The sequence below is a fragment of the Mycobacterium sp. NPDC050441 genome (assembly GCF_040655355.1).
GTDB lineage: Bacteria > Actinomycetota > Actinomycetes > Mycobacteriales > Mycobacteriaceae > Mycobacterium.
The window spans coordinates 361,861-371,963 of the sequence record NZ_JBFAJS010000003.1; the positions used below are offsets into that span (position 1 = coordinate 361,861).

The 10,103-nt window shown below is 65.3% G+C and carries 11 protein-coding genes; 1 reads left to right on the plus strand and 10 read right to left on the minus strand.

Translation table 11 applies throughout. The features are described from left to right. Positions 1–6: 6 nt before the first annotated feature. Positions 7–918 (plus strand): metallophosphoesterase, encoded by a 912-nt coding sequence (locus AB0I14_RS10835; RefSeq protein ID WP_358021238.1) that lies wholly within the window; start codon positions 7–9, stop codon positions 916–918. On the opposite strand, the gene AB0I14_RS10840 is transcribed toward AB0I14_RS10835, so the two are convergent. From AB0I14_RS10840 to AB0I14_RS10885, 10 genes are read right to left on the minus strand one after another with little or no spacing between them, the layout of a single operon-like run. Next, on the minus strand, positions 911–2,152 hold the full coding sequence (locus AB0I14_RS10840; RefSeq protein WP_358020097.1) for an amidohydrolase family protein: 1,242 nt from the start codon (positions 2,150–2,152) through the stop codon (positions 911–913). The two genes, AB0I14_RS10835 and AB0I14_RS10840, sit on opposite strands and share 8 nt — an antisense overlap. Positions 2,153–2,159: 7 nt before the next feature. Then, a complete protein-coding gene (locus AB0I14_RS10845; protein WP_358020100.1) occupies positions 2,160–3,224 on the minus strand; it encodes an acetamidase/formamidase family protein in 1,065 nt (354 codons plus the stop codon). Continuing rightward, positions 3,221–3,616, minus strand: coding sequence for a gamma-glutamylcyclotransferase (locus AB0I14_RS10850; protein ID WP_358020103.1), 396 nt, complete (start codon positions 3,614–3,616; stop codon positions 3,221–3,223). Before AB0I14_RS10850 ends, AB0I14_RS10845 begins: the two co-directional genes overlap by 4 nt. Positions 3,617–3,640: 24 nt before the next feature. Beyond that, complete coding sequence (locus AB0I14_RS10855) at positions 3,641–4,309, minus strand: GntR family transcriptional regulator (RefSeq protein ID WP_358020106.1); 669 nt, start codon at positions 4,307–4,309, stop codon at positions 3,641–3,643. Then, positions 4,306–5,196 carry a hypothetical protein gene (locus AB0I14_RS10860; protein ID WP_358020109.1) on the minus strand — a complete coding sequence of 297 codons (891 nt, stop codon included), beginning with the start codon at positions 5,194–5,196 and terminating at the stop codon, positions 4,306–4,308. Before AB0I14_RS10860 ends, AB0I14_RS10855 begins: the two co-directional genes overlap by 4 nt. Further along, the gene (gene allB / locus AB0I14_RS10865) at positions 5,193–6,554 is read right to left on the minus strand and encodes an allantoinase AllB (RefSeq protein ID WP_358020112.1); all 1,362 of its coding nucleotides are present in this window, start codon (positions 6,552–6,554) and stop codon (positions 5,193–5,195) included. Before allB ends, AB0I14_RS10860 begins: the two co-directional genes overlap by 4 nt. A gap of 46 nt (positions 6,555–6,600) precedes the next feature. Continuing rightward, on the minus strand, positions 6,601–7,653 hold the full coding sequence (locus AB0I14_RS10870; protein ID WP_358020115.1) for an ABC transporter substrate-binding protein: 1,053 nt from the start codon (positions 7,651–7,653) through the stop codon (positions 6,601–6,603). Positions 7,654–7,685: 32 nt separating this feature from the next. Further along, the gene (locus tag AB0I14_RS10875) at positions 7,686–8,495 is read right to left on the minus strand and encodes an ABC transporter permease subunit (protein ID WP_358020118.1); all 810 of its coding nucleotides are present in this window, start codon (positions 8,493–8,495) and stop codon (positions 7,686–7,688) included. Then, complete coding sequence (locus tag AB0I14_RS10880; protein WP_358020121.1) at positions 8,492–9,259, minus strand: ABC transporter permease subunit; 768 nt, start codon at positions 9,257–9,259, stop codon at positions 8,492–8,494. Before AB0I14_RS10880 ends, AB0I14_RS10875 begins: the two co-directional genes overlap by 4 nt. Further along, the gene (locus AB0I14_RS10885) at positions 9,256–10,074 is read right to left on the minus strand and encodes an ABC transporter ATP-binding protein (RefSeq protein ID WP_358020124.1); all 819 of its coding nucleotides are present in this window, start codon (positions 10,072–10,074) and stop codon (positions 9,256–9,258) included. Before AB0I14_RS10885 ends, AB0I14_RS10880 begins: the two co-directional genes overlap by 4 nt. Positions 10,075–10,103: the final 29 nt, after the last annotated feature.

Consider the following 10,103-nt stretch of genomic DNA (forward strand, 5'->3'; position numbering starts at 1 on the left):
CACACCATGAACCGTCGCCAACTGATCCGGCACGGTGCCTGGTTCGGTGCCGCAGTCGGTCTCGCCGTGGTCGGCGGCGAGGTGATCTCCCATGCGGCCACCTCATCCTCCAAACCGACCGCGGACGTTACGCGCCCGACGGTGCGTTTCGCGCAGGTCAGCGACAGCCATATCGGCTTCAGCGGCACCGCCAACCCCGATGTGGCCGGCTCATTCGGCCGGGCCATCGACCAGATCAATTCACTGGACTACACACCGGATTTCGTCATCCACACCGGCGATCTCACCCACCTGTCCACCCCCGCCCAGTTCGACCAGGTCAAGCAGATGATGCACGGTCTCAACACACCGCACGTGTTCACCGTGCCCGGCGAACACGACTCCGTCGACGACACCGGCCAGAAGTACCGGTCGGTGTTCGGGGCGGGCACCCGCGGCGACGGGTGGTACAGCTTCGACATCGCAGGGGTGCACGTCATCGGACTGGTGAACACGTTGAATCTCAAGAAGCTCGGCCACCTCGGCGTCGACCAGCTCGAGTTCCTCGAGAAGGACGTCGCCCCGTTGTCCTCGGACACCCCGATCGTGGTGTTCAGCCACATCCCGTTGTTCGCCATGTACCCGGACTGGGGCTGGGGTACCGACGACGCCGCCCGGGCACTGAGTTACCTACGCCGATTCTCCTCGGTCACGTGCCTCAACGGGCATGTCCACCAATTGTTCTCGAAGACCGAGGGCAATGTGACGTTCTACAGCGGTACGACCACGGCCTACCCATTGCCTCATCCCGGCGATGGGCCGGCGCCCAAACCGCTTACCCTGCCGGCCGGTCGCCTTCACGACGCCCTGGGGATCCGGGAAGTCAGCTACACAAAAGGAACCACCGCGCTGGCGCTCAAGGAGGATCGGCTCAAATGACCGCTACGCATGACCGGTTGGTCCGGCTGCTCGACACGAGCCGTCCCCGGCTGAGCACCATCCGATCGTGCGGAGCGCCGGCCACCGCCTCTTCCAACGTTGACGACCGGATGGCCAAGAGATCAGCGGACAGCCCGGCACCCACCCCCGCCGCCGCAAGCCCCATGATGTCTCGCGCACCGTCGCCCACGGCACGGTAGGCCTCAGTCACTGACAGGTGGCCCGCCGTCACGAGCAGCATCGCCGTTTCCAGCGCGTCACTGCGGCCCAGCGGGTTGTACGGGTCGCGCACGTTGTCCGCGCCGCCGGCAACTCGCACACCGGCATCCAACAACGCTCGGACGGCGGTGAGGCCGCGCGGCGTGGCGACGGGATCGGCCCAGCCCTGCAGGTACAGATTGGTGATCGGGAGGCTGACGATCCCGATATCGCTGTCTTTCACCGCGCGGATCACCCGATCGAGCACATCGGCCTTCACCATCCCCAGGCTGACACAATGCCCGGCGGTCACCGGCATCGACTTCGGCCAGTCCCGCACCGAATGGGCGAGTTCTTCCAGCGTCAGCATCATCGGGTTGAGTTGTTCGTCGGTGTGCATGTCGACCCCGACGTTGCGGGACCGCGCAATCGCCAACAACCGCTGCAGGTTTCCACTCGGGTCAGGGGTCTGGTGCGGATGGCCGCCGACGAGATCAGCGCCGAGGTCCAGTGCCGCGTGGACCGCTTCATCGCCGACGACGTAGGGAGTCATCGCGACGATCTGAATGTCCATCACCCCGGCGAGTTCTTCACGCACCGCGACGAGTGCGCGGATGCCACGCAGCGGATCGTCTCCGCGTAACAAGTTGACATGTGAACGCACTGCCGTAGTTCCGTTGCCGAGCAGCAGCAGCGCCGCCTTACGGGCACGCGCGGCGATGCCGTCGACGGTCAGGGTCGGGCTGTGGTTCTCCCACGCGGCGATCGCCGCTCCCAGATCCCCCATGGGAGGACGGATCTCGTCGAAGGACAGCGCTTTATCCAGATGCGCATGTGGTTCGGCCGGTGCGGTCAGCAACAGATGTCCGGTGAGATCGAGTTCATCGCCCACCGGCGACCGACCCGCTGCCGGGATCACCTCGCGCACCCTCCCCTGCGCGAGGTGCACGTCAACGACGCGACCGTCCGGCAGCGTTGCATTGTGCAACACCGGTATCGCTCGCCCGTGAGCGGTTACGGGCGATGTCTGAGTCATGACACTCCTAGCCGAAGTCGGATTTGCGGATCGAGCAATGCACACCTTTGACGATGTCGACCACCTGGGTGACCGAAAAGTCGCCGGCTGCACTGAGATAGAGATAGGCCTCGCTGGGCGTCATGCCGGTGTGTGCGGACAGGAAGTCCACCGACAGTTGGGCACATTGGCGCATCGCCTCATCGAGGCTTTCGTCCATGCCGAGGATGATCCAGTGGTCGTCGGTGTCGACGAACGGCATCGCCGCGCGGGCCGGTGTCAGTGTGTGCACGACGGTCAGGCGCGCGGTGACCCGTAGCGATCCTTCGAGTGCGGTCAGGGCGATCTCACCGTTGCCCTGTGCGAAATGCGGGTCGCCTAGGTAGAACCCCGCGCCGGGCACCTGCACCGGCAGGTACAGCGAGGTGCCTGCGACGATGTCACGCACGTCCATGTTGCCCCCGAAGGGACCCGGCGGGATGGTGCTGCGTGGTTCCGCGCCGGCCGGCGTCACGCCACACAGTCCCATGAACGGCTGCATACCGATCGTGGCTCGGCCACCGGCGAATTCGAACACCGCACGCGTCCCGGTTCGATCGAGCCGGCAGAACTTGCTGAACACCGCCGCGACACTGCCGTCGGCCTCTCTTGGCAGCCGTTCCGGCAGTGCACCACGCTGATGCCGGCTCGAGACGACGCCGTACGGAACACGCGGTTGCAGGTCGAGGAAGTCGACGCGCAGCCAATCGCCCGGCTGCGCCCCGCGGACTTCGATGGGCCCGAGCACCACGTGTGGCGCCTTCGGCGGCACCGGCTTTCGCAGATCGGATGCTGCCAGATCGATGGCGTCGGTCAGTACGTCTGCGCGATCGACACCGTGCCGGCCGAAGTATGCGACCGGGTCGCGGCCCTGATCTTCCATCAGCCCTTCTTGCGACACCGTGTCGAAGGTGATCGTGCGGCCACTGTCCACAGTGAGCACCGGTGCGGTGTCGGGTGTGGGAAGGGTTCCCCAACTGATGGTTTCGGTGTTGCACCACAGGTAGTGGTCGGCGGTTCCTGGATCGACCCCGGCCTGAAGGACCGCCGTCACCTGGCCGACGCACCGAGGTGTTGGCGCCAACCCCCTGGCGCGGTGATCTCACGGACCTCTGCATCGCTGACAGGCAACGACCTGCACACCATGCTCAGCGCTCCGCGGCCGTCTTCCAGCTGGATCACCGACAACTCCAGTTCGGCGGGCTCACGCGGCAACAGCTTGTCACGCAGTTCTGCGTAGGTCAGTTCGTAGACCTCACCGGGTACCGACCAGCCGCCGTCGGGAACCCGCGCGAGCCCGGGAAAAACGTCGCCGAAGGAGAAGAACCGGTATGCGGGTGCGGTTCGCACCGGCCCGACGAACCGGGCAGAGGCCAGCGCATCGTTGAGTGGCCCACCACTCATGGCTTGGCCGTTGACGAACATCAGGACAGTTTCGTACGACATGCACACTCCATCTGGAAAGTTGGGTCAGCTCAGCGTGGTGTTGCCGTGCCCGCGTAGCGCGTGCACGCGCATTGCGGTGGCGGCCCGCTCAAGGTCGCCGCCGGCGAGATCGTCGAGCAGGGTGCGGTGCTGGGAAATCGGCTCATGGCCCGACTGCTGCACATAGTCGTCCGTCGGGTACAGGAACGCCTGACGCTCCAGGAACGACGAGGTGATCGGGCAGAACGCAGCCCGGTTGATGGCCATGTGAAACTCCAGATGTGCCATCGCGTACTGCGGACTACCAACCCCGTGGTCGCGCAGCGCAGCCTCCATCGGGATCAGCCCGCTGTACAACGAATCCCAGTCCACCTCAGAGCATTTGGCGGTGATCAACTTGGCGGCAACCTGGTCGAAAGCAACCCGCAGTTCGTGCAGTTCCGCGCGGGCCGCGGTATCGACCTCCACCACGATGAGCTGACCACGTCGCACTCGCTCGACGAGACCTTCGCTGGTCAACCGCTGCAACGCTTCTCGTACCGGTGTGCGGCTCACCCCGAGGTCCTCGGCGATCTCCTCCTCGGTCAGCCGGATACCACCGGCATATTCGCCGGTCGTGATCTGCTGCCGAAGGTAGCGGTACACGCGCTCGCGGACGCTCAAGGGCTCACCGGTCGTGGATGCGCTGGTGATGGCACTGTCCAACAAGCTCATCTCGCCCTCGCTTTCGACAGAGCGGCCCGGCAGGCGTTGGTCGCGCGTTGCATGAAAGTGCCTGACATCACGTTCATACCCGCTTGCAGCGCCGATGTCTGCAGTGCGCTCACCCGGTTGTTCAGGTCGAAGAACTGGTTACCCGGCGAAGTCAACGTCGCGAAGTCGAACACGAACGGCGTTTCCTCGGACGCGTCGGTCTCCCCCCAGGTCGTGGTGTTGACGAGCAGCGACGGCGATTCGGCTCCCAGTAGGTCATCGAGCCCAGTCGGACTTGCGTACTCGGCCCCGAATCTCTGCGCCCACGCCGACAGCGCCTCGGCGTTGCGCGCCGACCCGATCAGCCGGGCGGCGGGCCAGGCCCGGCGGCAGGCCAGCGCCACCGAGTTCGACGAACCGCCGGAGCCGAGCACCAGGATCGACGCCGGAGTCCGGCCGCCCATCAGGGTCTCCATCGCCGCCTGGGCAGCCCAACTGTTGGTGTTGACACCCACGGCTCCTTCGGCTTCACCGACGATGGTGTCAACGACGCCGGTCTCCCCTGCCGACGCGGTCAGGGTCGGGATCAGCGGTGCAACCTCTTGCTTCCACGGGCTCAGCACCAGAGCCAGGGTCCAGCTCGAATCACTCAGCAGCTCAGCGGGATTCTCGAAGAACCGGGTGCCGGCCAGGTCGATGCCCTGCTGAGCCAGCGCATCTTGCAGAAGTCTGCCCTTCAACGCGTGGGCGGCGGTGGTACCGATCCCCGCAATTACCGTCGGACCGGGTGCCGCCGATCCGGCGGTCACACCACGGACCTCGTCGACGCAGTGGCCGACCGCCGTGCGGATGGTCGTCGCACCGTCGGCACCCAACAGGGCCAACTGGGTCATCTGACGCTCGTTCATGCGTTCTCCCGTGCCGGCTTCACCTGACGACCGGCGGGCTCGCCGACCACCTCGCCTTTTTCGTAGACCAATGCGCCGCGCAGATAGGTGGCCACCACACTGCCGGTCAGTTCCCACCCGTTGTAGGGGGTGACGTTGTGCTTGGAGTGCAGGTTGGCCTGGTCGAGCACCACCTCGGCACCGGGATCGACGAGCACGAAGTCGGCATCGAAGCCCGGTGCGATCTGGCCTTTGTCGACCATCGACCATCGGCGTGCCGGAGCGTACGAGCACAACCGCGCGATGTCCTCCACGGTCAGCCTGCCCTGGGCTGCGGCCGTCAGCATCAACGGGAGCATCGTCTCGACACCGATGAATCCGCCGTAGGCCTTCCACACATCGGTCTCGGCCTGTTCGGCGACGGTGTGCGGGGCGTGATCGGTTGCCACGACGTCGACGTCACCGCGGTCGATGCCCGCCCACAGTGCGGCGACGTCAGCCGCCGGGCGGATCGGGGGATTGAGCTTGATCAGATTTCCGTAGGTGTCATAGGCGTTGTCGTCGAGGAAGAGATGGGAGACCAGGGCCTCAATGCTGACCCGGTGGCCCTGGGCCCGTAGATCCATCACCCGCTGCAGACCCACGGCCGTGGACAGATGATGGATGTGCAGCTTCGTCTTGGCCTCGGTGGCCATGGTGATGATCCGGGTGATCGCCTCGACTTCCACGAACGCCGGCCTGCCCTCCAGATGGGCTCGGGGATCCCGCCGGCCCTGGGCCTGCAACCGGTCCCCGAACATCCGGAGCAGGTGGTCATTCTCGGCGTGAACTCCGACAACGAGATCCACGTCGGCCGCGGCCTCCAGACCACGGAATATGGCGGCGTCGTTGGGGCAGCGGTTGTCACCCGTCGTCTGCCCCATGAAGAGTTTGAACCCCATCGCACCCAGTTCCGCCATCCCGGCGATCTCGTGCGCGTTGTCGTGGTCCAGCATCCCGTAGAGCCCAAAATCCACGTACGCCTTGTTCTTCACCAGGTCCAGTTTCTGCTGGTAACGCTCCGCGGTAGCGACCGGCGGCTTGGTGTTGGGCATGTCGACCACGGTGGTGACCCCGCCCGCCGCTGCGGCCGACGTGCCGCTCGCGAAGTCTTCCTTCTCGGTCATCCCCGGTTCCCGAAGGTGGACGTGTACGTCGACCAGGCCTGGGAGCACCAGCAGCCCCGCCGCATCGACAGTCGGAACCCCCTCGAACGCAAGGTCATCGCCGACTGCGACTACGCGGCCATGTGCCACGGCGATGTCCTGGCGGCGGCGGCCGTCGTGGGACACCACAGTTCCTCCGGTGACGACGAGGTCCGGGGTGATCGGAGCAGTCATATCAAGACCTTTCTGTGTGTGGTCGGTCGGTGCGGCGAAAGGTGAGCTATGTCAACGCCAGGTCTGGGTTCTCTTTGTAGACTTCGCGAATGGGGTCGTGGTCGAACAGATCGCTGACCGACAGGTTCAACCCGCCCGCGGCGATGGCCTCGATGTTCGCGGCGGCAGTCTCATCCGAGACGGCCACGATCTGTTGTCCGGCTTTGCCGTTACGGATCAGGTCGTTACCGGCGACGCAGCAGTCGTAGCTCGACTCCGGGTTCAGGTGGAGGTCCTTGCCGTACTCGTTGACGGTCAGATCCGTCGCATACTTCGGATCGGCCAGCACGTCGCGCCACCCGCGAATCTCGGCGTGCAGGAACGCCTTCAGCTTGTCGCGGTTCTTGTCGATGTTCTCCTGCGTGGTGATATAGACCTCGCCGACGAGCGGAAAGCCGACATCGGCCAACAACATGGTGCTGATGTCGAACCCTTTGTGCCGGAGGTCGATGACCTGACTGTTGATGAACCCCAGATAGCCGTCGATCTCACCGACTGTCATCCCGATCGGGTCGCCCTGTACCGGCACCGTCTTGATCCGGGACTGGTCGAGTTTGAGGGCGGCCATGAAGTTGCGCCAGACCGGCTCGCTCGATGAGGCACAGCCGATTGTCTTGCCGTACAGGTCTTCCGGTGTGCGGACAGGCTTGTCCGCCATGGTCATGATGCATCCGGCGTAGCGGTTGTAGACCGCACCGACGATTTTCAGCGGGGCCCCCTTGGCGACCGCGGACCCGACGATCGGGACCTGGGACACGCCGGCGAACGTGCGGGACAGTACGTCGGATTCGATGGGCGGGGCGGTGGGACCGCCGGAGACCAGATCGGCACCGCTGAACCCGGCGTCGCGGTAGTAGCCCTTCTTGTCGGCGACGTAGCTGCCGGCGAACTGGGTGTTCTTGATCCAGGCGAGTCGCTGCGACGCCACCCCGAACCCGGCTGCGGCTCCGTTGGATTCACCTGACACGCAGGCGGACAGAACGGCAGGGCCGGCCAGCGTGAGGCCACCGAGTGCGAGCCCCCGGGTGAGAAACTGTCGACGGTCGAGATGCTTGTTCATCGGATATGTCCGTTCGATCGGAGGTGGCGTGCTCAGCGGGGCGCACTCATACGGGCGGCGACAGCGGCCTCGATGACGCTGACTACCTGATAGACGACAATGCAGGTGACGGTCAGCACCACGACCGAGGACCACAGCCGCGCGAACTCGAATTCGTTGGCATCCCTGAGCATCTCGCCGCCGAGCCCTTCGCCGCTGGCCAGCCACTCGGCGAGCAGGGCGCCGACCACCGAGGTGGTCACCGCGACACGGGCCGCCGCGAACCAGGTCGGGATCGCATGGGGCAGGGCAACCTTCCAGAACGCCGACAGCGTCGAACCGCCATACGCCACGATCATCTCGACGTCGGTTCGCGGTGCGCTGCGAATCCCGTGCAGCATGGTCAGCAACGCGGGCACCACGACGATGGCGGCGCCGATCACTGCCGTCCCGACCACTCCGCGGTCGAAGATCAGTACCAGGATCGGGGCGATGGTGACCATGGGGATCGCGTGCAGTGCGGTGACGGAAGGCAGAAACATCTTCTCCACCGTCCGGGAGAAGTAGAAGAGCAGGGAAACGCCGGCTGCCAGCGCCAATCCGGCGACGAATCCGTACGAAGCGTCCAGGAGGGTGCGGGCCAAATTGGACGCGATACCCGCCCGGTGGGCCGCAGCATCAGTGTCGGTGAACAGATAGTTCCACACGTCGACAGGCGATTTCGCGACATACGAGCTGACATCGGCCAGGCCGATGAACAGCGTCCAGACCACGAGGATGGCCAGCACGGCGCCGGCCGAGGTCAGCAGCGTGCGTACGGCGCTGCGGGCCGCCGGGGCGGGTGCTTGCAGAGTTGTTGTCATGCGCTGCCTCCGGCCACTCCGGCCGACCACGGCGTGGCGATCTTCTCGATCGCGCTCACCACCACGAAGGCCAGACCGGCGATCAGACTCGACACCAGGGTGATGCCCCACGTTCGGACGACATCACTGGAGGATTGGGCGACCACCAGCGCTGCCCCGAGGCCACGCTCCTGTCCCATGAACTCACCGATGATCGCACCCAGAATCGCCGCTGGAACAGCGACTTTCAGCGCCGTCAGGATGCTCGGAAGCGCGGAGAGCAGTTCGACCTTGCGCAATACCAGGTACTTGCCACCGCCATAGGCTCGCACCAGGTCCTTGCTGAGCGAATCCGCATGGCGCAGACCGTTGATCGTTCCCACCAGGGTGGTGAAGAAGACCGAGACGGCCGCCATGATCGCCGAGGTGAACATGCCATCGAAACAGGCCGCGAGGATGGGGGCGATCGCGATCAGCGGAATGCACGCCGACGCGATTCCGGCCTGCAGCACCAGCTTCTCCAGTGCGGGCACGGTGGTCACCAGGGCCGCACAGCCAATGGCGGCGAGGTTGCCCCAGAAGTACCCCACTGACGCCGACGCCAAGGTGACGGGGATGTGTATGCCGTAGAAGGCTGGGCCGTCGGACATCACGCCCGCAAGGATCTCGGTCGGTGCGACGATGCCGGGTCCGAGGATCCCCGTCATGCCGACCAATTGCCACCCGACGAGCACGATGAGCGAACCGGCCAGGCCCGCGTAGCGGTGGTAACTGTTGTGCCTCATCGCCGCGCACTCGCCGCGGGTACTCGTGTCTCGGTCTCTTCAGCACGAGAGCCGAACAGGATGGACGACAACAGGTCGACGTATTCGTGAAACTCGCTGGTGCGCATCATCTCCGGCAGCCGCGGTCTGGGCAGGTCGATCTGCACCGACTTCACCACCCGACCCGGCCGGGCGCTCATGACCACGACGGTGTCGGAGAGGAACACCGCCTCGGCGATGCCGTGGGTGACCATCAGGGTGGTGGCGGGCCGCTCGGTCCAGATGCGGAGCAGTTCGACGTTGAGCGTTTGGCGGGTCATGTCGTCGAGGGCGCCGAACGGCTCGTCGAGCAGCAGCACTCGAGGTTTGACCACGAGGGCACGCGCGATGGACACCCGCTGACGCATGCCGCCGGACAACTGGGCCGGGCGTGCCGCCTCGAAGCCGGTGAGCCCGACGAGATCGATGAGTTCTTGGACGAACTCATCGGATACCGACTGTTTCGACACCTCGAGTGGTAGCCGGATGTTGGACCGAACGGATCGCCACGGCAGCAGTGCCGAGTCCTGGAAAGCTATCCCGAGGTGGTGATGTCTGCGCATGTCCTGAGGGGTCTCCCCGTGGACGAGGGCGGTGCCCGCGTTCTGCGTCTCGAGGCCGGCGAGGATCCGCAGCACGGTGCTCTTGCCGCATCCGGACGGCCCCAGGAGCGTCACGAACTCACCCTCGTCGGATTGGATATCGACTCCGTCGAGCGCGGTGACGTCTGATCGGCCCACCCTGAACTGCTTCGTCAGGCCGGCTATGTGAATCCCGGGTGCCGTCGGGGCGATCATGTGTTCTCCTCTGGTGGGAAGCGATTCAT

What these genes read in the sequence shown, in the direction of transcription:
- AB0I14_RS10835 (WP_358021238.1), top strand. Translation starts at nt 7, where the DNA reads ATGAACCGTCGCCAACTGATCCGGCACGGTGCCTGGTTCGGTGCCGCA.
- AB0I14_RS10840 (WP_358020097.1), bottom strand. Translation starts at nt 2,152, where the DNA reads ATGACTCAGACATCGCCCGTAACCGCTCACGGGCGAGCGATACCGGTG.
- AB0I14_RS10850 (WP_358020103.1), bottom strand. Translation starts at nt 3,616, where the DNA reads ATGTCGTACGAAACTGTCCTGATGTTCGTCAACGGCCAAGCCATGAGT.
- AB0I14_RS10855 (WP_358020106.1), bottom strand. Translation starts at nt 4,309, where the DNA reads ATGAGCTTGTTGGACAGTGCCATCACCAGCGCATCCACGACCGGTGAG.
- AB0I14_RS10860 (WP_358020109.1), bottom strand. Translation starts at nt 5,196, where the DNA reads ATGAACGAGCGTCAGATGACCCAGTTGGCCCTGTTGGGTGCCGACGGT.
- allB (WP_358020112.1), bottom strand. Translation starts at nt 6,554, where the DNA reads ATGACTGCTCCGATCACCCCGGACCTCGTCGTCACCGGAGGAACTGTG.
- AB0I14_RS10870 (WP_358020115.1), bottom strand. Translation starts at nt 7,653, where the DNA reads ATGAACAAGCATCTCGACCGTCGACAGTTTCTCACCCGGGGGCTCGCA.
- AB0I14_RS10875 (WP_358020118.1), bottom strand. Translation starts at nt 8,495, where the DNA reads ATGACAACAACTCTGCAAGCACCCGCCCCGGCGGCCCGCAGCGCCGTA.
- AB0I14_RS10880 (WP_358020121.1), bottom strand. Translation starts at nt 9,259, where the DNA reads ATGAGGCACAACAGTTACCACCGCTACGCGGGCCTGGCCGGTTCGCTC.
- AB0I14_RS10885 (WP_358020124.1), bottom strand. Translation starts at nt 10,074, where the DNA reads ATGATCGCCCCGACGGCACCCGGGATTCACATAGCCGGCCTGACGAAG.